Source organism: Streptomyces sp. NPDC057877, assembly GCF_042796855.1.
Lineage (GTDB): Bacteria > Actinomycetota > Actinomycetes > Streptomycetales > Streptomycetaceae > Streptomyces.
Map to the genome: position 1 here is coordinate 461,101 of NZ_JBHVMS010000003.1, position 22,023 is coordinate 483,123.

Here is a 22,023-nt window from a genome sequence, read left to right on the forward strand (position 1 = left end):
CGCATATGCCGCAAGATTCCTCTCACTCGGCGGCGGTGCCGCACCGGGTCGCCGTGATCGTCGACGAGGGCACCAACCCCTTCGAGGTGGGTGTCGCCACGGAGCTGTTCGGGCTGCCCCGCCCGGAGCTGGGCCTGCCGGGCCCGCTGTACGAGGTGACGCTGTGCACGCCCACACGCGCGGGGGTGCGGATGAACCACGGTTTCTTCGCGATGACCGGGGTGCCCGGCCTCGACGCCGTCGACGAGGCCGACACCCTCGTGGTGCCCGGCCGCCCCGACAACGTCGTCCCGCGCGGCCCCGAGGTCCTGGACGCCATCCGGCGCACCCACGCGCGCGGGGCACGCGTGCTGAGCTTCTGCACGGGCACCTTCGCGCTCGCCGAGGCCGGGCTGCTCGACGGGCTCCGGGCCACCACGCACTGGATGTGGGTGGACTCCTTCCGCGCGCTGCACCCGCGCGTGCGCCTCGAACCCGACGTCCTCTTCGTGGACGAGGGCGGGATCCTGACCGCCGCCGGGAGCGCCGCCGCGCTCGACCTGGGGCTGTACGTCATCCGCCGCGACCACGGCGCCGAGATCGCCAACGCCGTCTCGCGGCGGCTGGTCTTCGCGGCGCACCGGGACGGCGGGCAGCGGCAGTTCGTGGAGCGTCCGCTGCCGGAGGTGCCCGACGAGTCGCTGGCCCCGCTGCTGGCGTGGGCGCAGGAGCGGCTGGCCGAGCCGTTGACGGTGACGGACCTCGCCGAGCGGGCGGCGCTCTCCCCCGCCACGCTGCACCGGCGCTTCCGGGCGCAGCTGGGGACGACGCCCCTGGCGTGGCTGACGGGCGAGCGGGTGGCGCTCGCGTGCCGCCTGATCGAGCGGGGCGAGGAACGCCTGGACGTGGTGGCGGCCCGCAGCGGCCTCGGCACCGCCGCGAACCTGCGGGCACGGCTGCGGCGGGAGACGGGACTCAGCCCGTCGGCCTACCGACGGCGTTTCGGACCGGCCGCCGGGGAACCGGTGGTCCCATGAGATACCTCGTACGCGACCGGCTCCTGGGCCTCGGTGACGACTACTGGATCGAGGACGCGCAGGGCAACAAGGCGTTCCTCGTCGACGGCAAGGCCATGCGGCTGCGGGACACCTTCGAGCTGAAGGACACCGAAGGCCGGGTGCTGATCGACATCCGGCAGAAGCTGCTGTCCCTGCGGGACACCCTGCTCATCGAGCGCGACGGCGAGCCCCTGGCCACCATCCGCCGCAAACGCCTCTCCCTGCTGCGCAACCACTACCGGGTGACCCTCGTGGAGGGCACCGAGCTGGACGTCAGCGGCAAGATGCTCGACCGGGAGTTCGCCATCGAGTACGACGGTGAACTCCTCGCCGTCGTCTCCCGCCGCTGGTTCCACCTCAGGGACACCTACGGGGTCGACATCGTCCGGGACGACGCCGACCCCGCTCTGCTCATCGCGGTGGCGGTCTGCGCGATCCATCTGGCGGAGAAGGAGCACGAGAACGCGTAGGGAGTACCAGGCCGCGTGAGGCCTCAGCCGAGCCTGGCGAACCCGTAGTTGAGGATCCGCTTGGCGTCCGTCTCCCGCTGGGTCGCGGAGGTCGAGGTGAGGACCGTGCCGATGACCGTCTTGCCGTTGCGGGTGGCGGCGAACACCAGGCAGTACTTGGCGATGCTGCCGGAGCCGGTCTTCACGCCGATGGTGCCCGAGTAGTTGCTGAGCAGGGTGTTGGTGTTGGACCAGTTGTAGTAGCGGTAACCGCCGCTCGCGGTGGTGACCTTCTGCTGCGTCGACTTGGTCTTGACGACCGAACGGAACGTCGAGTGCGTCATCGCGCTGCGGGCGAGCTTGGTCAGGTCGCGCGGCGTCGAGTAGTTCGAGCCGTTGCTTATGCCGTCGAACGAATCGAAGTGCGTGTTCGTCATGCCGAGCTGGTCGGCCTTGCGGTTCATCTTGCCGATGAACGACTTCACCCGCGCCGCCCGGGTGTCACCGGTGCCGAACTTGTCCGCGAGGGCGTACGCCGCGTCGCAGCCGGAGGGCAGCATCAGGCCGTACAGCAGCTGGCGGACGGTGACCTTGTCACCGACGATCAGCCGTGCGGACGAGGCGTTCTTCGACACGATGTAGTCGCTGTACGCCTTGCGGATGGTGACCTTGGCGTCCAGGTTGAGGTTCGCCTGGGTCAGCACGACCTTCGCGGTCATGATCTTGGTGGTGGAGCCCGTGGCGCGCTTGGTGTCCGCGGCCTTGGTGTAGAGCGTGGTGCCGGACGCGCTGTCCATCGCGTAGCCGCCGAGGGCCGCGATGGTGGGCTTGGTGAGCGCCTGAGCGGGCGTCGCGGTGACGGCCCCAGCCGCGAGCATGGCGCCGGTGGTCACGGCGACCGCGGCGGCTCTGCGAACACGGATGCCCTTGATGCCGGTTATCAAGTCGAATACCCCGATTGCGTGAATGCCCCTGCGGTGCGGCCGGGTTGGGGCGACAGGGTTGGGCCGCAGGAGTGTGACGCGTCAGGGGGGTAAAGGGTTGTACGGCGGATGCCGACTTTCTTCGACGTCGGCATTTCGCCCCCATTCGTACACCTTGGGATAGGTGCCGCGTCCGCATACTGGACCGGCGTTCTCATGCGTACGTGATGTATCTATCCTGTCGGCATGACCTTGGCCGACGTGACCGCCGTGAAGCAACCGCCCGCCGCCGACCGCGTCTACACCCACGTCAAACAGGCCGTCCTGGAGCGCCGCTACGAAGGCGGCACGCTCCTCACCGAGGGCGAGCTGGCCGAGGCCGTCGGAGTCTCCCGCACCCCGGTGCGCGAGGCGCTGCTGCGGCTGGAGGTCGAGGGTCTGATCAAGCTCTACCCGAAGAAGGGCGCGCTGGTCCTGCCGGTCTCCGCGCAGGAGATCAAGGACGTCGTCGAGACCCGGCTGCTGGTCGAGGAGCACGCCGCGCGCAAGGCCGTACCCGCCCCGCCCGGACTCCTCGAACGCCTCGCGGAACTGCTGGAGAAGCAGAAGCGGCAGGCCGCCGCCGGTGACCTCGCCGGGGCCGCCGTCACCGACCGCTGCTTCCACGCCGAGATCGTGCGCAGCGGCGGCAACGAGATCCTCTCCCGCCTCTACGACCAACTGCGCGACCGGCAGCTGCGGATGGGCGTCGCCGTCATGCACTCCCACCCCGACCGGATCGCCAAGACCCTCGCCGAACACGGCGAGATCCTCGACGCGCTGCGCTCCGGCGACGCCGAGGGGGCCGTGGGCCTGGTCCACCGGCACATCGGCTGGTTCTCGCACCTGGCCCGGGGTGAGGTCCGATGAGCCGGGCCACCGCACTGCCCGGTGATCCACCCGGCGGCCGTCGCGCCGTCGCCGTCTGGTCCATCGGCGTCTCGGTCTACTTCGTCGCCGTCATCTTCCGTACGTCGCTCGGGGTCGCGGGCCTCGACGCCGCCGACCGCTTCGGCGTCAACGCCTCCGCGCTGGCCACCTTCTCGATCCTCCAGCTGCTGGTCTACGCGGGCATGCAGATACCCGTCGGCCTGCTGGTCGACCGGCTCGGCACCAAGAAGGTGCTGACCATCGGGGTGGTGCTGTTCACGGCCGGGCAGCTGGGCTTCGCGCTGTCCCCGTCGTACGGCATGGCGCTCGCCTCGCGCGCGCTGCTGGGCTGTGGCGACGCGATGACGTTCATCAGCGTGCTGCGGCTCGGCACCCGCTGGTTCCCGGCCCGGCGCGGACCGCTGGTCGCACAGCTCGCCGGGCTCGCCGGGATGGCGGGCAACCTGGTCTCCACGCTGCTCCTGGCCCGGCTGCTGCACGGCATCGGCTGGACCGCGGCGTTCGCGGGCAGCGCGCTGGCCGGTGTCGTCGTCCTCGTGCTGCTGCTGGTCTTCCTGAAGGACCACCCCGAGGGCCATGAACCGGAGCCGTTCCCGCACCGGGGCTCGGCCTATGTACGACGGCAGATCGCCGCCTCCTGGCGGGAGCCGGGGACCCGGCTGGGTCTGTGGGTGCACTTCACCACCCAGTTCCCGGCGATGGTGTTCCTGCTCCTGTGGGGGCTGCCGTTCCTGGTCGAGGCGCAGGGCCTGTCCCGCGCCACGGCGGGTGAGCTGCTGACCCTGGTCGTGCTGTCCAACATGGTGGTCGGCCTGGTCTACGGCCAGATCGTCGCCCGGCACCACGGCGCGCGGCTGCCGCTCGCGCTCGGCACGGTGGCCGCCACGGCCACCCTGTGGGCGTCGACCCTCGCCTACCCCGCGCTCGCCTCGGCGGACCGGGCCCCGATGTGGCTGCTGATCGTGCTGTGCGTGGTCCTCGGCGCCTGCGGGCCCGCCTCCATGCTCGGCTTCGACTTCGCCCGGCCCGCCAACCCGCCGGAGCGGCAGGGCACGGCCTCCGGAATCACGAACATGGGTGGCTTCGTGGCCTCGATGACCACCCTGTTCGCGGTCGGTGTGCTCCTGGACGCCACCGGCGACGACTACACGGTCGCCTTCTCCTCCGTGTTCGTCCTCCAGGCGCTGGGCCTGAGCCAGATCCTGCGGCTGCGGCGGCGGGCGGCGCGCCGGGAGCGGGAGCGGCTGGTGGCGAGCCGGGTGGAGACGGTGCACGTCCCCGCCTGAGCGGTCAGTGCGCGGGCCCTCAGCTGACGGGTACGAGGGTCAGGTACGCGAGGCCGAGCACGCCCCGGTAGCTCATCCACTGCGCCCGGTGCCGGTCCAGCCGCTCCCGGGTCACGGTGGCCAGCGGATGGTCACCGTGACCGGCGAGCCACACCTCCGTGTCCGCCTGGTACGCCGACTCGAACTCCTCCCACTCGTCCGCGTTCGCGGTCTCCGTCCACTCGGGCCGGAAGCCCGCGGCCACCGCCAGATCGAGCAGGGTGGCGAGGTCGGGGTGGTCGGCGACGGACGCGCCCGGCCACATGCCGGACAGCTCGGCCGGGGTCGGGGTCCGCTGCCAGAACCCCTCACCGAGCAGGACCCGCCCGCCGTCCCTGACCAGTCCGCGCAGGGCGGCGAGGGCGTCGGGGAGGTGCCGGGGCGGGTCGAGCGGACCGAGCGCCTGACTCGAACCGACGCACAGCACCAGGTCGGCGGGGCCGTGCGGGGTGTCCTGCGCTGACTCCTCCAGGAACCGCACCCGGTCCGCGAGCCCCCGTTCCTCGGCGTGGCGACGGCCGCGTGCCAGGTCATCGGCGTTCAGATCGATCCCGACGCCCGTCGCGCCGGGCGCGGCGGCCAGCACCCTCAGCATCAACTCCCCCCACCCGCACCCGATGTCGAGCACGGTCGCGGGCGCCGTACCGGCCAGCCGCCCGGCGATCCGGTCCGCCCGCGCCTCGGAGAGCGGGCCGTGGAAGGTGAGGCGGGTGAGACGGGGCGGGAGGTCGGTGGCCGCGGTGTCCGGGGACGGCTGAGGTTGGGTCATGATCGGGACGGTACGTGGGCGGCGGCCCCGGCGCGAGAAGATTCCGGCGGCCCCCCGGCTACGGCGTCACGGTGAAGTTCCGCAGAATGGCGGCCGTCAGCTCCGGATCGCCTTCCGCCTTCACCCGGTCCTGCACCGACTCCAGGCTGACCCGCCCGCACGCCAGACGGACGTAGGTCTCCCAGTCGAGGGTGAGGGTGGCGGCCGGGCCGAGCGCCGGGGTGGTCTCCACGGTGCCGCGGCCCTGTATGTCGACGCGGACCGTGCGCAGGAACTCCACCGGGCCGTGCACATCGAAGACGATCGCCGAGCTGCGGGGCGCGTCGGCCCGTCCGGCGACGACCTCGGGGAGCAGCTCCAGCAGGACGTCCCGGGCGATGTACGCGCCGGGGGAGTCGAGGTTGCCGGGGCGGCCGAGGGCGGCGCGCAGGTCCTGCTCGTGCACCCACACGTTGAACGCGTGGCCGCGCATGGACTCCTCGAGGGTCAGCTCGGCGCCGAGCGGGCCGCGCACCTTGGTGCCGGGGTCGCGGGACTCGTTGCGGAGCTGGCGGTTGCGGCGGATGACCGTGTACTCCAGCTCGGACGTCATCTCGGGGGCCGTGTGGTGGCGGCGGACGTCCACCTGCATCTCCATGTAGCGCTGGTGATCGTTCGTCACATGGAACAGGTCGCGCGGGAGGGTGTGGATGGGGCGCGGATCGCCGAGCATCTCGCAGTCCAGTCCGATGACGTGGGAGACGATGTCGCGGATGGACCAGCCGGGGCAGGGCGTGCGCCGGTTCCACTCGCCCTCGACAAGGGGCGTCACCAGCTCGGATATCGCTTCGATGGAGTGGGTCCAGGCGTCGGCGTAGGGCTGGAGGGTGGGATGCAGACTCACGGAACGGGACCCCTCGGCGGTCGGTACACGGGCGGTTGGTGGCGGCGTTGCCAGCGGGAGGCGGCGGCTGTCGGCGGGTGTCGTGGAACGCTAAGTTACGCTGCTGTGCGGCACCCCGGCAGTGCTTTCGTGTGACGATCGTAGGCCTGTGTGGACGGCTCGAATGCCAGGACGGTGGTAGTGTGCGCGCCTCTCTCCTCCAAATCGGCGTAGATGACGGTGAATCGGTCGAATCGCGTCGGCGTCGGGTGGCCTCGCTGGTACGGGAACAGGCCGGAGCCGATCTGGTGGTGCTCCCGGAGCTGTGGACCACCGGGGCCTTCGCCTACCGCGCCTTCGCGACCGAGGCCGAGCCGCTGGAAGGGCCGACCTACGAGGCGATGGCCAAGGCGGCGAGCGACGCGGGCGTGTGGCTGCACGCGGGCTCGATTCCGGAGCGGGATCCCGAGGGACCGCTCTACAACACCTCCCTGGTCTTCTCTCCCACCGGCGAACTGGCCGCCGCTTACCGCAAGATCCACCGCTTCGGCTTCGACAAGGGCGAGGCCGTGCTGATGGGGGCCGGGCGCGAACTGGTGACGGTGCGCCTGCCGGAAACCGTGCTCGGGGTGGCTACCTGCTACGACCTCCGTTTCCCTGAACTCTTCCGTGGACTCGTGGACGCCGGTGCCGAGGCCTTCGTCATCCCGGCGGGCTGGCCGGAGCGGCGACGGGAGCACTGGACGCTGCTGGCTCGGGCGCGGGCGGTGGAGAACCAGGCGTTCGTCCTTGCTTGTGGAACGGCCGGGACACATGCCGGGGTTCCACAGGCGGGTCACTCGATCGTGGTAGATCCCTGGGGCGACGTACTCGCCGAGGCGGGCCCCGGCGAGGAGGCACTCTCCGTGTCGATCGACCTCGGCAAGGTCGGCGTCACCCGGGAGCAGTTCCCGGCGCTGAAGGACCGGGTGCTGGGGTTGGCGGAGCCGCGGCGGTGAACAAGGGGCGGCCCCTGTCCCCGGTTCCCCGGAGGCAGGGGCCGCCGTCGGCTCATGGCCTCAGCTCACGCCCAGGTGATCAGCCGCTTCGGCTGTTCCAGGATCGCCGCGACATCCGCCAGGACCTTGGAGCCCAGTTCGCCGTCGACCAGGCGGTGGTCGAAGCTCAGGGCCAGGGTGGTGACCTGGCGGGGCTTGACCTTGCCCTTGTGGACCCACGGCTGGAGCTTGATCGCGCCGACCGCGAGGATCGCCGACTCGCCGGGGTTGAGGATCGGCGTGCCGGTGTCCACGCCGAAGACGCCGACGTTGGTGATCGTCACCGTGCCGCCCTGCATGGCGGCGGGGGACGTCTTGCCGTCGCGGGCGGTCGAGACCAGCTCGCCCAGGGACTGGGCCAGCTGCGGCAGGGTCTTGGCCTGCGCGTCCTTGATGTTGGGGACGAGGAGACCGCGCGGGGTGGCGGCGGCGATGCCCAGGTTGACGTAGTGCTTGACCACGATCTCCTGGTTGGCCTCGTCCCAGGAGGCGTTGATGTCCGGGTTGCGCCTGATGGCGACCAGGAGGGCCTTGGCGATCAGCAGGAGGGGGTTCACGCGCAGGCCGCTGAACTCCTTGTCCTGCTTCAGCTCCTCGACCAGCTTCATCGTGCGCGTCACGTCCACCGTCACGAACTCGGTGACATGCGGTGCCGTGAAGGCCGAGCCGACCATCGCCGCCGCCGTCGCCTTGCGCACGCCCTTGATCGGGACGCGGGTCTCGCGCGCGGTGTCGTACGTCGACGGGGCGACGGGAGCGACGGGCGCGGGGGCCTCGGGCTGGGGCGCCGCCGTCACCGGCTCGGGTGCCTGCCGCGGGGTCGCCGCCGCGTGCACGTCCTCGCGGGTGACGATGCCGTCGGGGCCGGTCGGGGTGACCGTCGTCAGGTCGACGCCCAGGTCCTTGGCCAGCTTGCGCACCGGCGGCTTCGCCAGCGGGCGCTCCCGGACGGGGGTGGTCGCCGTGCCATGGCCGTTCAGCTCGGACTGGATCGCCGAGGACGCCTGCTGCACCTGGACCTCGGGGCCCTTGCGGGGGCGGCGCTTGGTCGAGGTCGTCGCGACGCCGTAGCCCACGAGGACCGGCTGACGGCCCTCGGCCTTGGGCTCCTCCGGCACCGGCTCCGGCTCCGGCGCCGACGGCGCGGCCTGCGGCACCGGCGCCGCCCCGCCGCTCACGTCCACCGCGATGATGGACGTGCCCACGTCGACCGTGGTGCCCTCGGGGAAGTGCAGCGCGCGCACCACGCCGTCGTACGGGATCGGCAGTTCCACGGCCGCCTTGGCCGTCTCGACCTCGCACACCACCTGGCCGTCGGTGACCCTGTCACCGGGCTGGACGTACCACTTGAGGATCTCGGCCTCGGTGAGTCCCTCGCCCACGTCGGGCATCTTGAACTCACGTACGGACGCTTCAGTCATCGTCGTCATGCCCCTCTCCTCAGTACGCCAGGGCACGGTCGACGGCGTCGAGCACCCGGTCCAGACCCGGCAGGTACTCCTCCTCCAGGCGCGCCGGCGGGTACGGGGCGTGGTAGCCGCCGACCCGGAGCACCGGGGCCTCCAGGTGGTAGAAGCAGCGCTCGGTGATGCGGGCCGCGATCTCCGCGCCCGAGCCGAAGAACACCGGGGCCTCGTGGACCACGACCAGGCGGCGGGTCTTCTCCACCGACGCCTGGACGGAGTCGAAGTCGAGCGGGGAGACCGAGCGCAGGTCGAGCACCTCCAGGGACCTGCCCTCCTCGGCGGCGGCGTCGGCGGCCTCCAGGCAGGTCTTCACCATCGGACCGTAGGCGGCCAGGGTGAGGTCGGTGCCCTCGCGGACCACGCGCGCCTTGTGCAGCGGGCCGGGGATCGCCTCGGTGTTGACCTCGGCCTTGTCCCAGTACCGCCGCTTGGGCTCGAAGAAGATCACCGGGTCGTCGCTCTGGATGGCCTGCTGCATCATCCAGTACGCGTCGGACGCGTTGGCGGGGCTGACGATCTTCAGGCCCGCGACATGCGCGAACAGCGCCTCCGGGGACTCCGAGTGGTGCTCGACCGCGCCGATGCCGCCGCCGTAGGGAATGCGCACGACGACGGGCATCTTGACCTTGCCCAGGGAACGGGCGTGCATCTTCGCGAGCTGGGTGACGATCTGGTCGTACGCCGGGAACACGAAGCCGTCGAACTGGATCTCGACGACGGGGCGGTAGCCGCGCAGGGCCAGGCCGATGGCCGTGCCGACGATGCCGGACTCGGCCAGCGGGGTGTCGATGACGCGGCTCTCGCCGAAGTCCTTCTGGAGGCCGTCGGTGACGCGGAACACGCCGCCGAGCTTGCCGACGTCCTCGCCCATGACCAGGACCTTGGGGTCGGAGTCCAGGGCGCGGCGCAGCGACTCGTTGATCGCCTTGGCCAGAGCCATCTTCTCGGCTGCCATGATCAGACCCCCTGTCCCTCTGCGTCCGCGAACGACGCCTGGTAGGCGGCGAACTGGGCGCGCTCCTCGTCGACGAGCGCGTGCCCGTCCGCGTAGACGTTCTCGAAGATGGCGAAGTGGTCCGGGTCGGGCATGGCGCGGACCGCTTCGCGCACTCGCCTGCCCAACGCCTCGCTCTCGGCCTCGAGTTCCGCGAAGAATCCCTCGTCCGCGTGGTGTGCGGCCTCCAGGTAGCGGCGCAGGCGCAGGATCGGGTCCTTCGCCTCCCAGGCGAGACGCTCCTCGTCCCCGCGGTAGCGGGTGGGGTCGTCGGAGGTGGTGTGGGCGCCCATGCGGTAGGTGAACGCCTCGACCAGCGTCGGGCCCTCGCCGCCGCGGGCGCGCTCCAGCGCCCACTTCGTCACGGCCAGGCAGGCCAGCACGTCGTTGCCGTCCACGCGGACGCCCGGGAAGCCGTAGCCCTGGGCGCGCTGGTAGAGCGGCACGCGGGTCTGCTTCTCGGTCGGCTCGGAGATCGCCCACTGGTTGTTCTGGCAGAAGAACACCACGGGGGCGTTGTAGACCGCGGAGAAGGTGAAGGACTCCGCCACGTCGCCCTGGCTGGAGGCGCCGTCGCCGAAGTAGGCGATCACCGCGCTGTCCGCGCCGTCCTTGGCGATGCCCATCGCGTAGCCGGTGGCGTGCAGCGTCTGGGAGCCGATGACGATGGTGTACAGGTGGAAGTTGTTGCCGTTCGGGTCCCAGCCGCCGTTGTTCACGCCGCGGAACATGCCGAGCAGGTTGGCCGGGTCGACCCCGCGGCACCAGGCGACGCCGTGCTCGCGGTAGGTCGGGAAGACGTAGTCGTCGTCGCGCAGCGCCCGGCCGGAGCCGATCTGGGCGGCCTCCTGGCCGAGCAGCGAGGCCCACAGGCCCAGCTCGCCCTGGCGCTGGAGCGCGGTGGCCTCGGCGTCGAAACGGCGGGTGAGGACCATGTCGCGGTACAGCGCGCGCAGCTCCTCGGGGGTGATGCCGGTGACGTACTTGTCGTACTCGGCGTTCTTGACGCGTTTGCCCTCGGGCGTCAGCAGCTGCACCAGCTGGGGCTCACCGCTGGGCGTCTTCCTTGTCGTCGTGCGCTTGCCGGCCGTGCTCTTGCTACCGGCGCTGCTTCGCGGCTTGCGCGCGGCAGTGCTCTCCACGGTCACGTGTGCTCCTCCGTCGGTCCGGCCCCCGGGTTCGCCGGGTGCCTGGGGGTCCCCCCTGCTCCCTTTAGGAGCTCGGGGGAGCGGCTCACCTGGCCCGGACAGGACGCACAGGGTGGGTGCGGCTCGGTCGGGAACAGGCGTGACAGGTGCCCCGGCGAGCGCCCTGCAAAAAGCACGTTACCCAGTGCCGCACATTTCTGTGAAACCCCATCTGACCTGCGTTTTTGCTTGGATTTCCAAGTAAATACGGAAAGCGGGGGACAGCCGCTGGTCACAGCCTTGCAGAGGGCCGGAACAACGGCACGTTAACCCGGTGACCGAGGTCTCGTGAAGAGCTAACGGCCACGGAAAAATCAAGCCGATCAGCCGCACTGAATGGAGCAGCACCAGCTGTGACCGAAAGCGACAGAGTGCGACTTTCTGTGATTAGGCGCAGCTCAGGGGCTAATTTCCGTGCCCTAGCATCTGCCGCGTGTCGCGCCCGTGTGTACCACCCCTCGTGCCCCATGCGCCCCCGTTGGGCGCCCTGCTCCGCCAATACGCCGCCGGTTCCGCACTCACCTGCGAACCCGTCGACCAAGGGCTGCTGAACCGCGGCTACCGGCTCCGCACCACCCGCGGCCGCTACTTCCTCAAGCACCACTTCGACCCCGAGACCGCCGACCCGGCGGCCCTGGAGCGCCGCCACCGCGCCACCCAGCGCCTCGCCGACCTGGGCGTCCCGGTGGCCCCGCCGCTGGCCGGACGGGACGGCCGTACGGTCGCCGTCGTCGGCGGCCACACCTACGCCCTGCACCCCTGGATCGACGGCCGCCACCGGCACGGCGGCCAGCTCACCACCGGGCAGTGCACCCGGCTGGGCGCCCTGCTGGGCGCCGTCCACGCGGGCCTGGAGCAGGTGATGCCGCCCAAGGCGCGCACCCGGCCCGCCACGAGCCCGCACCCCGTGCGCAGCGCCGACCCGGCCGACACCTTCGCCCTCATCGACGACCTGCTCGCGCGGGTGCGCCGCCACCGCCCCGCCGACTCCTTCGACGAACTCGCCCGCCACCGCCTCCTGGAACGCCGCGCCCTGCTGGAACGGCACGCGGACCGGCGTCCCCCGCGCGGGGGCTCGGTCGGCTGGGTGCACGGCGACTTCCACCCGTTCAACCTGCTGTACCGGGGGGACGCCCCGGCCGCGATCGTCGACTGGGACCGGCTCGGCGTACAGCCCCGCGCGGAGGAGGCCGTACGCGCCGCCGCGATCTTCTTCGTACGGCCGGACGGCACGCTCGACCTGCCGAAGGCACGGGCGTACGCGCGCGCGTACCGGCGCGCCGCCGGGGCCACGCCCTCGCAGCTCGCGGCGGCCGTGTACCGCGTGTGGTGGGAACGGCTGAACGACTTCTGGATGCTGCGCTGGCACTACGAGCGCGGCGACACCCGCGCGGATCCGCAGTTCCCGGCGGCCTCCGCGCTGGCGGTGTGGTGGACGCGGGAGTACGACGCGGTGTGTGACGCGTTCGTGGAGTGACGGGCCGTGCGGGGTGGCACGCGCGCGTGAAGGCGACGTCTCACGCGCGCGTGGCGGCCGTCCAGGAGGGTCTCAGCCCCCCAGTGCCCCTTCCAGGCTCCCGGTGCCGCCCTCCGTGCCGCCCGTCTCGGTGTCCGTCGGCGCGGTGTCCGTCGGCTCCGTGTCGGTCGGCTCGGTGTCCGTGGGCTCCGTGTCGGTCGGCGCGGTGTCCGTCGGCTGGGTGTCCGTCGGGTCGTCGGTGGGCGTCGGTGACGGCGTCCACGACGGTGTCGGCGTCGGCGTCCAGTCCCAGTCGCCGCCCGTGCCGGTGCCCTCGTCCGTGCCGGGGTCCGTCTCCTCCTCGGTGGCGTCCTCGCTCGGCGTCGGACTGGCCTCCTCGTCGGTGGTCGTCTGGGAGACGGTCGGCGACTGCGTGGTGCCGGGACCGCCCTTCCCGTCGTCGCCGTTGTTCAGGGCCAGCGCCACCCCGGCCGCGATGGCGATCACCGCGAGCACCGCGAGGATCCACAGCTTGCCGCGCCCGCTGCCCCGGTTGCCGTGGCCCTCGAAGCCGCCGTCGTCACCGCCGCCGTACCCGGTGGGCAGGATCGGCTGCGGGATCTGGGTGGTGCCGGAGGCGTCGGGGTGGGCCATGGCCGAGGCGCCGCCCGCCATGCCCATCACCGCGGTCTTGCGCCCGTCGTGGGCGCTGGTCACCGGCCCGGTGTTCCAGGTGCCGGTGTGGCCGCCCTGGTCGTACAGCATCTGGAGGCCGTACTGCACCAGACCGCGCATCTCCTCGGCGGTCTGGAAGCGGTCGTCGGGCTCCTTGGCCAGCGAGCGCATGACCAGGCCGTCCAGCTCCGGCGGCACGGCGTCGGAGACCTCCGACGGCGGCGTGGGGATGTCCTGGACGTGCTGGTAGACCACCGACAGCGGGGTCTCGCCGACGAACGGCGGGCGCAGCGCGAGGAGTTCGTAGAGCAGACAGCCCGTCGCGTACAGGTCGGAGCGGTGGTCGACGGCCTTGCCCAGGGCCTGCTCGGGGGAGAGGTACTGCGGGGTGCCCATGACCATGCCGGTCTGCGTCATCGTCGTGGACGCGCCGTGCAGGGCGCGCGCGATGCCGAAGTCCATCACCTTCACGGCGCCGTTGTGGGTGATGATCACGTTCGCGGGCTTGATGTCACGGTGCACGATGCCGTGCTGGTGCGAGTAGGCGAGCGCCTCCAGGACCCCGGAGACGATGATCAGGGCCTGCTCCGGACCGGGCGCCTCGGCGTTGAGCAGCAGGTCGCGGATGGTGCGGCCCTCGACGATCTCCATCACGATGTACGGCACCGACTGGCCGCCGACCGTGTCCTCGCCGGAGTCGTACACGGCGACGATGGAGTGGTGGTTGAGCCCCGCCACCGACTGGGCCTCGCGCGTGAAGCGGGCCTTGGAGACCGGGTCCTCGGCGAGATCCGCGCGCAGCAGCTTCACCGCCACCGTACGGCCGAGACGCACGTCCTCGGCCGCGAACACCTCGGCCATGCCGCCCCGGCCGAGCCTGCGGGTCAGCCGGTACCGGCCGTCCCCGACAAGCCCTCCGTTGCCCCAGGTCTCCGGCGCGTCCGAGATGCCGCCGCCAGTCGCCTCGGGGTCGGACGGGCCCTGAGCGCGCTGCTGCTGTGCCATCAGTCCTCGCCGTCGTTTCTGCCCGCGGTGCGCGCGGTGTTGTTACGGTCTCCGTCGGCCACGCTACAGCCTCCGCGCAAACCGCCGGTCCGCATTGGGTGCCGGGACCGGCACGCGACGGACCGGCAATCAAACCCTGCTGACGCGGCGCCGTGCAAATCCTGTGTACCGGGCGTACGCCCGCTGTAACGCTTCCGCGACGCTTCTTTCGCGTACGGTCACGGAACGGGCACCGAGCTTGACGTGTCAGTGGCCTGGGGCAGACTTGGCCGGGAATAGGCACATTGGATCAAGACAGGTCCAGCCGGATCGAGACGACGGCCAGACGGTGGCCCGAGGGAAAGTGGCCGGGCGGTGGCCTGAGGGAAGTCGGCGGCGCCACACGGGCTGTATGGGGGACACGGAGAGATGAGCCAGGACGGCGCACACAACCACTACGCGGGGCGGGCGATCGCGGGCGGCCGCTACCAGCTGCGCGATCTGCTCGGCCAGGGCGGCATGGCCTCCGTCCACCTCGCCTACGACTCCGTCCTCGACCGCCAGGTCGCGATCAAGACCCTGCACACCGACCTCGGCCGGGAGCAGGCCTTCCGCGAGCGGTTCCGCCGCGAGGCGCAGGCGGTGGCCAAGCTCACGCACACCAACATCGTCTCGGTCTTCGACACCGGCGAGGACGACGTCGACGGGGTGACGACGCCGTACATCGTCATGGAGTACGTCGAGGGCCGCCCCCTCGGCTCGGTCCTCGACCAGGACGTCCAGCAGTACGGCGCGATGCCCGCCGACAAGGCCCTGAAGATCACCGCGGATGTGCTCGCCGCGCTGGAGATCAGCCACGAGGCGGGCCTGGTCCACCGCGACATCAAGCCGGGCAACGTGATGATGACCAAGCGCGGTGTGGTCAAGGTCATGGACTTCGGCATCGCGCGCGCCATGCAGTCCGGGGTGACGTCGATGACGCAGACCGGCATGGTCGTCGGCACCCCGCAGTACCTCTCCCCCGAGCAGGCCCTCGGCCGGGGCGTGGACGCCCGCTCCGACCTGTACTCGGTCGGCATCATGCTGTTCCAACTGGTCACCGGGCGGCTGCCGTTCGACGCGGACTCGCCGCTGGCCATCGCGTACGCGCATGTGCAGGAGGAGCCGGTCGGCGCGTCCACCATCAACCGCGCGCTGCCCCCGGCCGTGGACGCGCTGATCGCCCGCGCGCTGAAGAAGAACCCGAACGAACGCTTCCCGACCGCCGAGGCCATGCGGGACGAGTGCCTGCGCGTGGCGTCCTCCTTCCACGCCGCCGCCCCGAGCATCGTGCCCGGCGCCCACACCTCCAGCGGCGCGGGCGTCGGCTCCGCGGTGTTCCCGCCGGTCGACCAGTCCGCCCCGGCGCCCACGGGCGGCGTCCAGACGCCGTACCAGCCGACGCCGCCCCCCAACCCGTACCACACGCCCTCCCCGGCGTACGGCTATCCGCAGCAGGGCGGCTACCAGACCCCGGCCCCGTCGGCGTACACCCCGCAGGGCCCGTCGACCCCGCCGCCGTACAACCTCAGCCCTCAGCAGCCCTCGGCCCCCTCGGGCGGCGGGCGGAACAAGTCGGTGATCATCGGTTCGATCGTGGTCTCCCTGGTCGCGATCGGCGGTCTGATCGTCGCCCTGTCGCTGAACGGCGGCGACGGCGACGGAGGCGACGCGGGCGGCGACGCCAGCCCCTCGGCGTCGGCCTCGGAGACGCAGGCGGCGGGGTACCGCGGGCCGGACACCTCGAAGAAGATCGAGGAGACCGAGTGCAGCGAGCCGCAGGAGTCGTACAACGACCCCGACCAGATCCAGCTCCCGGACTTCCGGTACAAGCACATCGACTCGGTCCGCAAGTGCGCGCAGGCCGCGGGCTGGCAGCTGGACCTCAAGGACATCAACGAGAACACCTACGGCCAGGGCGCCGTCATGCAGCAGTTCCCGTCGGCGGGCACGGACGTCGACCCGAAGAAGATGCCCACGATCGAGCTGACCGTCTCGACGGGCAACCCGCCGTCGTGAGCTGAGACTGCCCCAGAGCAACAGGGGCAACAAGGGCAATGAAGGCAATGAAGAGGCCCGGCATCGGTGATGCCGGGCCTTGTTGTCTACGGGTTACAGGTACGGCCCGCCCGTACGGCCCCCGGGCCCCTGGAGATCCTCCATCTCCGGGGCGGCGCCCGGTGGCAACGCGCGGCGCATCTGCTCCAGTTGGGCGCGGGCCGCCATCTGCTGGGCGAACAGCGTGGTCTGGATCCCATGGAACAGACCCTCCAGCCAGCCGACCAGCTGAGCCTGGGCGATGCGCAGTTCGGCATCGCTCGGGGTGGCCTCGTCGGTGAACGGCAGGGAGAGCCGCTCCAGCTCCTCCACCAGCTCCGGCGCCAGGCCGTCCTCCAGCTCCTTCACCGAGCTGGCGTGGATCTCCTTCAGCCGGACCCGGCTGGCCTCGTCGAGGGGAGCCGCGCGCACCTCCTCGAGCAGCTGCTTGATCATGCTGCCGATCCGCATGACCTTGGCCGGCTGCTCGACCTGCTCCGTCACCGGGGTCTCGTGGGAATCGTCGTCCCCGCCGCCGCCGAGTGCCATGCCGTCCTGGCCCACGACCAGGATCCGCTGGGCGTTCTCCGGCGACCTCTCGTTCCTCGGCATCTCCATGCCGCCATTGTCTCGCACGCCTCCACCTCATCACCGTGGTGCCCCCGGTCGCCGCCGATCGACCTATTACGTCAGCCGCAGCAGCCGTGTCTCGCAGTGGTCGAGCCAGCGCAGCTCCGCCTCCGCGTGGTAGACGCGCTGCTCCAGCACCAGCAGCCGGGCCACCTCCTCCGGGTGCCCGGGCGCCGCCCGCGCGAGAGCCCGCGCTCGCTGGCGTACGTACGCCTCCAGCGCCTCGGCCACATGCCGCCGCTGCGTCTGTACGACCTGGCGTACGTCGACGCCGGGCGCCTCGACCGCCATCACCAGCTTGATCGCCAGCTCGTCGCGGGGCGGGCTGGCCCGCTGCACGGGGCGCGCGTACCAGGCCCGCAGCTCGGCGCGGCCCGCCTCCGTCAGCGCGTACCGCACCCGTCGTGCCTCGTCGGCGCCCTCCTGGACGACCATGCCGTCCCGTTCCAGACGGCCGAGGGTCGTGTAGACCTGGCCGATGTTCAGCGGCCAGCTCTCCGCCGTGCGCGCCTCGAACTCCGTGCGCAGCTGTGAGCCGTAGCGGGAACCGGGCTCCAGGAGGGCCAGCAGGCCGTGTCGTATCGACATAAGCGGATTGTGCAGCGGGATCGGCCCATCGGCGGAGTCCGGAATGCCGGGGCTGACCGGGGATGTGAGGCTTATGGCGTCCGACGACTTGAGGAATCCGGTTCCGGGAGGGGGTCACGGGTGTGACTCCATGGCGGTGTGTGACGAGGGTGGTGGTGGGGTCGGTGGTGGCTGCCGTGACGGGCGCCGTGGTGATGTGCGGCACCGTGACGGCTTACGGGGCTGTGTCGGCGTATGGGGCCGTGTCGGCGTACGGGACCGTGTCGGCCGGGGGTGCCCATGCCGTGTCCGCGTCCGCCTCCCCGTCCGGCGACGATCCTCGGCGGGCCGGGAGCCGGGCCGGGGAGGGGCGGGTGCGGCCGGGGCGGCCGGTGGCGCCGGGGGACGAGGTGGCGCCCACGGTCTCCGTCACGCCTCCGGCCCGGGCAAGCGCCGTGCCCGTGCCCTCCGCGCCCGGCGAGGAGCCCGTACGGCAGGCCGGTGGCGGCACCGAGCCCGTGCTGCGGATCCTGCCGCTGGGCAGCGGGCTGGTCCTCATCGGGCTCGGGCTCGGGCTCGCCTTCGTGGGGCTGCGGGTGCGGCGGGGCGCCGGATGAGGCGCTCCCGTGCGGCGCGGATCAGCCCGTGACCAGCAGGACCTTGCCGACGTGACCGCTCTCCTCCAGCAGGCGGTGCCCCTCGGCGGCCTCCCGCATCGGCAGCTCACGGTCGACGACCGGGCGCACATGGCCGCCGGACAGCAACGGCCACACGTGCTCCCGTACGGCCGCCACGATCGCCGCCTTCTCGCTGAGCGGCCGGGCCCGCAGCGAGGTCGCGCTGATCGCGGCGCGCTTGGCGAGCAGCGCGCCGATGTTCAGCTCGCCCTTGACGCCGCCCTGCATCCCGATGATCGCCAGCCGTCCGTTCACGGCGAGTGCCTTGACGTTGCGGTCCAGGTACTTGGCGCCCATGTTGTCCAGGATGACGTCGGCGCCCGCGCCGCCGGTGGCCTCCTTGATCTCGGCGACGAAGTCCTGGTCCCGGTAGTTGATCAGGATGTCGGCGCCCAGTTCGGCGCAGCGCTCCAGCTTCTCCTTGGTGCCCGCGGTGACGGCGACCTTCGCGCCGACGGCCTTCGCGAGCTGGATCGCCATGGTGCCGATGCCGCTGGAGCCGCCGTGCACCAGGAGGGTCTCGCCGGGGTGGAGGTGGGCGACCATGAAGACGTTCGACCAGACGGTGCAGGTCACCTCGGGCAGCGCCGCCGCCTCGGTGAGGCCGACGCCCTCGGGCACGGGCAGCAGCTGGCCCGCCGGGACGACGACCTGTTCGGCGTAGCCGCCGCCGGACAGCAGCGCGCACACCTCGTCGCCGACCACCCAGCCGCCGACGCCGGGCCCGACAGCGGCGATCCGCCCGGAGCACTCCAGGCCGGGGTAGGGGGAGGCGCCGGGCGGGGGGTCGTAGAAACCCTGCCGTTGCAGGAGGTCGGCGCGGTTGACGGCGCTCGCCGCCACCTCGAGCAGGACCTCGCCCTCGCCGGGCACCGGGTCGGGGACCTCGTCCCACACCAGTGCCTCGGGCCCTCCGGGTTCGGGAATCGTGATCGCATGCATGTGCAGGACGCTACCCCTCGGCCCCGCGGCCGACCCGGTTCCGTCTCCGCATCGGTCTCCGGTCGGAGCCGGAGCCGGGTCGTTGGGCGGGTCCCGGGAAAATCCCGGTGCGCGACCGATGAGTTTGCGGGACGGTGAAGGTCTCCCCATGCGTAACCCCCCGTACGCGGAAGGACATCCCACCATGAACGAGCCAAGCTCGGGCCTGGCCATCGAGACCGCGGGCCTGGTGAAGACATTCGGTGAGACCAGGGCCGTGGACGGCGTCGACCTCGCCGTGCCGACCGGCACGGTCTATGGCGTCCTCGGTCCCAACGGCGCCGGAAAGACCACCACCGTCAAGATGCTCGCCACCCTGCTGCGGCCGGACGGCGGCGAGGCCCGCGTCTTCGGCCACGACGTCGTGCGCGAAGCCGACGAGGTCCGTGGCCGGGTCAGCCTCACCGGGCAGTACGCGTCCGTGGACGAGGACCTGACCGGCATGGAGAACCTGATCCTGCTGGGCCGTCTCCTCGGGCACGGCAAGAAGGCCGCGCGGGAGCGGGGGGCGCAGCTGCTGGCGGCCTTCGGGCTGACCGAGGCCGCGGCGAAGCAGGTCAAGCACTACTCGGGCGGTATGCGGCGCCGTATCGACATCGCCGCGTCCATCCTGAACACTCCCGACCTGCTGTTCCTGGACGAGCCGACCACCGGTCTCGACCCGCGCAGCCGCAACCAGGTGTGGGACATCGTGCGCGCGGTCGTCGCCCAGGGCACCACCGTGCTGCTGACCACGCAGTATCTCGACGAGGCCGACCAGCTGGCGTCCCGGATCGCGGTCATCGACCACGGGAAGGTGATCGCCGAGGGCACCAAGGGCGAGCTGAAGGCGTCGGTCGGCGCCGGTTCCGTCCATCTGCGGCTGCGGGACGCGGCCCAGCGCCCGCAGGCCGAGCAGGTGCTGCGGCTGACGCTGGACGCCGACGTGCAGTTGGAGCCCGACCCGGTGGCGCTGACGGCCCGGGTGGGCGCCGGGGCCGCCAACGGCCAGGGCGCTGCCGAGCAGGCGGCCCGCGCGCTGGCGGAGCTGGCCCGCGGCGGCATCGTCGTCGACAACTTCGCGCTGGGCCAGCCCAGCCTGGACGAGGTGTTCCTCGCCCTCACCGGACACGACACCACCGTGGGCGCCACCGACGGCGCGGAAAGCGAGGCGGCGGCATGAGCACCGCGACCACCACCGAGACCAAGGACCTGGCACCGGTCAGCGCCGAGTCGCTCGCCGCGCTGCTCGTCGCCAAGGAGCGGCCCGCACGGCCCAGCGCCTGGTCGGCGTCGCTGACCTTCGGCTGGCGGGCGATCCTGAAGATCAAGCATGTGCCGGAGCAGTTGTTCGACGTCACCGCCTTCCCGATCATGATGGTGCTGATGTACACGTACCTGTTCGGCGGGGCGCTGGCCGGTTCGCCGAAGGAGTACATCCAGTTCCTGCTGCCGGGCATCCTCGTGATGTCGGTCGTGATGATCACGATGTACACCGGTATCTCGGTCAACACGGACATCGAGAAGGGTGTCTTCGACCGGTTCCGCAGCCTGCCGATCTGGCGGCCGTCGGTGATGGTCGGCTATCTGCTCGGCGACGCCCTGCGCTACACCCTGGCGTCCGTGGTGATGCTGACGGTCGGCATGATCCTCGGCTACCGCCCGGACGGCGGCGTCGGTGTGCTCGCCGGGATAGCGCTGCTGGTCGTCTTCTCCTTCGCGTTCTCCTGGATCTGGACGATGTTCGGACTGATGCTGCGCACCGAGAAGTCGGTGATGGGCGTCAGCATGATGGTGATCTTCCCGCTCACCTTCCTGTCCAACGTCTTCGTCGACCCGCACACCATGCCGGGCTGGCTCCAGGCGTTCGTCAACAACAGCCCAGTCACGCATCTGGCGTCCGCGGTGCGCGGGCTGATGGCGGGCGACTGGCCCGCCGACGAGATCGCCTGGTCGCTGGGGTGGTCGGCACTGTTCGTGCTGGTCTTCGGGCCGATCACGATGCGGCTGTACAACCGCAAGTAGGCCTCTCGGAACCGGGTTTCCGCACACCGCCCGGTTTCCGCACACGGCCGGTTCTCCGTCATACGGCCGGTTCTCCGTCATACGGCCGGTTCTCCGTCATACGGCCGGGCCTCCGTCATACGGGCCGCGCTGGGCCGTTCTCCGGCGCGGTCCGTACGACGATGATCAGCCGGTCCGTCAGCTCCAGCCGCCCGATGGCCGGGTCGTCGTAGCCCAGGACCCGGTGCCCGCGCACGACGCTCACCACCATCTCCTCCGTCTCCCGTGGGCGCAGTCCCGCCTCGGCCCGGGTGACCGGCCGTTCGACCATGTCGAGCCCGCTGCCGCGGCGGATCAGGTCCTCCATCACCATCCCGGCCGCGGGGCTGAGCACGGACAGCCCGAGCAGCCGCCCGGCCGCTCCGGAGCTGGTGACGACCTCGTCGGCGCCGGACTGCTTCAGCAGCGGCGCGTTCTCCTCCTCCCGCACCGCGGCCACGATCTTCGCGTCACTGTTGATCTGCCGGGCCGTCAGCGTCACCAGGACGGCGGTGTCGTCGCGGCCCGTCGAGATCACGATCCGCCCGGCCCGCTGCACCTCCGCCCGCCGCAGGACATCGCTGCGGGTACCGTCCCCGACCACGCCCGAGTAGCCCTCGGCGAGCGCGGCGTCGATCACCTTGGCGGAGGGGTCGACGACGGCGACCTGATCCTTCCTCAGCCCGGCCGCGCAGACGGCCCGGATCGTGGACCGCCCCTTCGTACCGAAGCCGACGACAACGGTGTGGTCACGCATGTGAGTTCTCCAGCTAGGTCGAACCGGTGGACCGGCGGGCTTTGGGCGACGCGGTGGACTCTGGGGGACGAGGTGGGCGATACGGCGATCAGTCAGGGACCATGGTGCCCACTGTCCGGACCAGTACCGCATCGCAGGGGGCCAGCGTTGAAAGGCGACGAGCAACGACCTTCCCAGCCGGGGAGATTGTCCATCCTCAGGTCGCTGTGGTTCCGCTCG

At 71.4% G+C, this 22,023-nt stretch carries 20 protein-coding genes and 1 pseudogene; 10 read left to right on the forward strand and 11 right to left on the reverse strand.

Going from position 1 to position 22,023, the window contains the following annotated elements; genetic code table 11:
• The first annotated feature begins 5 nt into the window (after positions 1–5).
• Both ACFVQG_RS09870 and ACFVQG_RS09875 read left to right on the forward strand, forming a co-directional pair.
• A complete protein-coding gene (locus ACFVQG_RS09870; RefSeq protein ID WP_383378845.1) occupies positions 6–1,016 on the forward strand; it encodes a GlxA family transcriptional regulator in 1,011 nt (336 codons plus the stop codon).
• Entirely contained in the window at positions 1,013–1,507 is a 495-nt protein-coding gene (locus ACFVQG_RS09875) for an LURP-one-related/scramblase family protein (RefSeq protein WP_383378848.1), read from the forward strand. Before ACFVQG_RS09870 ends, ACFVQG_RS09875 begins: the two co-directional genes overlap by 4 nt.
• Positions 1,508–1,530: 23 nt before the next feature.
• Here ACFVQG_RS09875 and ACFVQG_RS09880 read toward each other — a convergent pair whose 3' ends face one another.
• Complete coding sequence (locus ACFVQG_RS09880) at positions 1,531–2,430, reverse strand: D-alanyl-D-alanine carboxypeptidase family protein (RefSeq protein WP_383378851.1); 900 nt, start codon at positions 2,428–2,430, stop codon at positions 1,531–1,533.
• 225 nt (positions 2,431–2,655) lie between these two features.
• Between ACFVQG_RS09880 and ACFVQG_RS09885 the strand changes: the two genes are divergently transcribed.
• Together ACFVQG_RS09885 and ACFVQG_RS09890 are read left to right on the forward strand one after the other, a co-directional pair.
• Positions 2,656–3,318 carry a GntR family transcriptional regulator gene (locus tag ACFVQG_RS09885; protein WP_383378854.1) on the forward strand — a complete coding sequence of 221 codons (663 nt, stop codon included), beginning with the start codon at positions 2,656–2,658 and terminating at the stop codon, positions 3,316–3,318.
• Entirely contained in the window at positions 3,315–4,625 is a 1,311-nt protein-coding gene (locus ACFVQG_RS09890) for a nitrate/nitrite transporter (RefSeq protein WP_383378857.1), read from the forward strand. Before ACFVQG_RS09885 ends, ACFVQG_RS09890 begins: the two co-directional genes overlap by 4 nt.
• Positions 4,626–4,644: 19 nt before the next feature.
• On the opposite strand, the gene ACFVQG_RS09895 is transcribed toward ACFVQG_RS09890, so the two are convergent.
• Together ACFVQG_RS09895 and ACFVQG_RS09900 are read right to left on the reverse strand one after the other, a co-directional pair.
• The gene (locus tag ACFVQG_RS09895) at positions 4,645–5,433 is read right to left on the reverse strand and encodes an SAM-dependent methyltransferase (RefSeq protein WP_383378862.1); all 789 of its coding nucleotides are present in this window, start codon (positions 5,431–5,433) and stop codon (positions 4,645–4,647) included.
• A gap of 58 nt (positions 5,434–5,491) precedes the next feature.
• Positions 5,492–6,316 (reverse strand): maleylpyruvate isomerase family mycothiol-dependent enzyme, encoded by an 825-nt coding sequence (locus ACFVQG_RS09900; protein ID WP_383378865.1) that lies wholly within the window; start codon positions 6,314–6,316, stop codon positions 5,492–5,494.
• 182 nt (positions 6,317–6,498) lie between these two features.
• Here ACFVQG_RS09900 and ACFVQG_RS09905 point away from each other — a divergent pair, with 182 nt between their 5' ends.
• A complete protein-coding gene (locus ACFVQG_RS09905; RefSeq protein WP_383378868.1) occupies positions 6,499–7,293 on the forward strand; it encodes a carbon-nitrogen family hydrolase in 795 nt (264 codons plus the stop codon).
• Positions 7,294–7,358: 65 nt separating this feature from the next.
• Here ACFVQG_RS09905 and ACFVQG_RS09910 read toward each other — a convergent pair whose 3' ends face one another.
• From ACFVQG_RS09910 to pdhA, 3 genes are read right to left on the reverse strand one after another with little or no spacing between them, the layout of a single operon-like run.
• Entirely contained in the window at positions 7,359–8,762 is a 1,404-nt protein-coding gene (locus ACFVQG_RS09910; RefSeq protein ID WP_383378870.1) for a dihydrolipoamide acetyltransferase family protein, read from the reverse strand.
• A 10-nt stretch (positions 8,763–8,772) separates the two neighbouring features.
• The gene (locus tag ACFVQG_RS09915; protein WP_383378873.1) at positions 8,773–9,753 is read right to left on the reverse strand and encodes an alpha-ketoacid dehydrogenase subunit beta; all 981 of its coding nucleotides are present in this window, start codon (positions 9,751–9,753) and stop codon (positions 8,773–8,775) included.
• A gap of 2 nt (positions 9,754–9,755) precedes the next feature.
• On the reverse strand, positions 9,756–10,940 hold the full coding sequence (gene pdhA / locus ACFVQG_RS09920) for a pyruvate dehydrogenase (acetyl-transferring) E1 component subunit alpha (protein WP_383378876.1): 1,185 nt from the start codon (positions 10,938–10,940) through the stop codon (positions 9,756–9,758).
• 499 nt (positions 10,941–11,439) lie between these two features.
• Here pdhA and ACFVQG_RS09925 point away from each other — a divergent pair, with 499 nt between their 5' ends.
• A complete protein-coding gene (locus ACFVQG_RS09925; protein WP_383378879.1) occupies positions 11,440–12,456 on the forward strand; it encodes a phosphotransferase in 1,017 nt (338 codons plus the stop codon).
• 72 nt (positions 12,457–12,528) lie between these two features.
• Here ACFVQG_RS09925 and ACFVQG_RS09930 read toward each other — a convergent pair whose 3' ends face one another.
• On the reverse strand, positions 12,529–14,115 hold the full coding sequence (locus ACFVQG_RS09930) for a protein kinase (protein ID WP_383378881.1): 1,587 nt from the start codon (positions 14,113–14,115) through the stop codon (positions 12,529–12,531).
• 408 nt (positions 14,116–14,523) lie between these two features.
• Between ACFVQG_RS09930 and ACFVQG_RS09935 the strand changes: the two genes are divergently transcribed.
• Positions 14,524–16,152 (forward strand): protein kinase, encoded by a 1,629-nt coding sequence (locus ACFVQG_RS09935; protein WP_383378884.1) that lies wholly within the window; start codon positions 14,524–14,526, stop codon positions 16,150–16,152.
• A 93-nt stretch (positions 16,153–16,245) separates the two neighbouring features.
• Here ACFVQG_RS09935 and ACFVQG_RS09940 read toward each other — a convergent pair whose 3' ends face one another.
• Both ACFVQG_RS09940 and ACFVQG_RS09945 read right to left on the reverse strand, forming a co-directional pair.
• Positions 16,246–16,788, reverse strand: a complete 543-nt coding sequence (locus ACFVQG_RS09940; protein ID WP_383378888.1) for a bacterial proteasome activator family protein — start codon at positions 16,786–16,788, stop codon at positions 16,246–16,248.
• A 66-nt stretch (positions 16,789–16,854) separates the two neighbouring features.
• Positions 16,855–17,388 (reverse strand): PadR family transcriptional regulator, encoded by a 534-nt coding sequence (locus ACFVQG_RS09945; RefSeq protein ID WP_383378891.1) that lies wholly within the window; start codon positions 17,386–17,388, stop codon positions 16,855–16,857.
• A gap of 284 nt (positions 17,389–17,672) precedes the next feature.
• On the opposite strand from ACFVQG_RS09945, the gene ACFVQG_RS09950 reads away from it, so the two are divergent.
• Entirely contained in the window at positions 17,673–17,984 is a 312-nt protein-coding gene (locus ACFVQG_RS09950) for a hypothetical protein (RefSeq protein ID WP_383378894.1), read from the forward strand.
• A gap of 21 nt (positions 17,985–18,005) precedes the next feature.
• Here ACFVQG_RS09950 and ACFVQG_RS09955 read toward each other — a convergent pair whose 3' ends face one another.
• Complete coding sequence (locus tag ACFVQG_RS09955; RefSeq protein ID WP_383378897.1) at positions 18,006–18,986, reverse strand: NAD(P)H-quinone oxidoreductase; 981 nt, start codon at positions 18,984–18,986, stop codon at positions 18,006–18,008.
• A gap of 184 nt (positions 18,987–19,170) precedes the next feature.
• Here ACFVQG_RS09955 and ACFVQG_RS09960 point away from each other — a divergent pair, with 184 nt between their 5' ends.
• Together ACFVQG_RS09960 and ACFVQG_RS09965 are read left to right on the forward strand one after the other, a co-directional pair.
• Positions 19,171–20,187 carry an ATP-binding cassette domain-containing protein gene (locus ACFVQG_RS09960; protein WP_383378900.1) on the forward strand — a complete coding sequence of 339 codons (1,017 nt, stop codon included), beginning with the start codon at positions 19,171–19,173 and terminating at the stop codon, positions 20,185–20,187.
• Positions 20,184–21,029 (forward strand): ABC transporter permease, encoded by an 846-nt coding sequence (locus ACFVQG_RS09965; protein WP_383378903.1) that lies wholly within the window; start codon positions 20,184–20,186, stop codon positions 21,027–21,029. Before ACFVQG_RS09960 ends, ACFVQG_RS09965 begins: the two co-directional genes overlap by 4 nt.
• Before the next feature lie 115 nt (positions 21,030–21,144).
• Here ACFVQG_RS09965 and ACFVQG_RS09970 read toward each other — a convergent pair.
• Positions 21,145–21,816: pseudogene (locus ACFVQG_RS09970) on the reverse strand (potassium channel family protein); the annotation flags it as partial.
• Positions 21,817–22,023 lie beyond the last annotated feature (207 nt).

Excerpts from the sequence above, each read along its gene's own strand:
- ACFVQG_RS09870 (WP_383378845.1), top strand. The coding sequence starts at position 6 with ATGCCGCAAGATTCCTCTCACTCGGCGGCGGTGCCGCACCGGGTCGCC.
- ACFVQG_RS09875 (WP_383378848.1), top strand. The coding sequence starts at position 1,013 with ATGAGATACCTCGTACGCGACCGGCTCCTGGGCCTCGGTGACGACTAC.
- ACFVQG_RS09885 (WP_383378854.1), top strand. The coding sequence starts at position 2,656 with ATGACCTTGGCCGACGTGACCGCCGTGAAGCAACCGCCCGCCGCCGAC.
- ACFVQG_RS09890 (WP_383378857.1), top strand. The coding sequence starts at position 3,315 with ATGAGCCGGGCCACCGCACTGCCCGGTGATCCACCCGGCGGCCGTCGC.
- ACFVQG_RS09895 (WP_383378862.1), bottom strand. The coding sequence starts at position 5,433 with ATGACCCAACCTCAGCCGTCCCCGGACACCGCGGCCACCGACCTCCCG.
- ACFVQG_RS09910 (WP_383378870.1), bottom strand. The coding sequence starts at position 8,762 with ATGACGACGATGACTGAAGCGTCCGTACGTGAGTTCAAGATGCCCGAC.
- ACFVQG_RS09915 (WP_383378873.1), bottom strand. The coding sequence starts at position 9,753 with ATGGCAGCCGAGAAGATGGCTCTGGCCAAGGCGATCAACGAGTCGCTG.
- ACFVQG_RS09930 (WP_383378881.1), bottom strand. The coding sequence starts at position 14,115 with ATGGCACAGCAGCAGCGCGCTCAGGGCCCGTCCGACCCCGAGGCGACT.
- ACFVQG_RS09935 (WP_383378884.1), top strand. The coding sequence starts at position 14,524 with ATGAGCCAGGACGGCGCACACAACCACTACGCGGGGCGGGCGATCGCG.
- ACFVQG_RS09940 (WP_383378888.1), bottom strand. The coding sequence starts at position 16,788 with ATGGAGATGCCGAGGAACGAGAGGTCGCCGGAGAACGCCCAGCGGATC.
- ACFVQG_RS09945 (WP_383378891.1), bottom strand. The coding sequence starts at position 17,388 with ATGTCGATACGACACGGCCTGCTGGCCCTCCTGGAGCCCGGTTCCCGC.
- ACFVQG_RS09955 (WP_383378897.1), bottom strand. The coding sequence starts at position 18,986 with ATGCATGCGATCACGATTCCCGAACCCGGAGGGCCCGAGGCACTGGTG.
- ACFVQG_RS09960 (WP_383378900.1), top strand. The coding sequence starts at position 19,171 with ATGAACGAGCCAAGCTCGGGCCTGGCCATCGAGACCGCGGGCCTGGTG.
- ACFVQG_RS09965 (WP_383378903.1), top strand. The coding sequence starts at position 20,184 with ATGAGCACCGCGACCACCACCGAGACCAAGGACCTGGCACCGGTCAGC.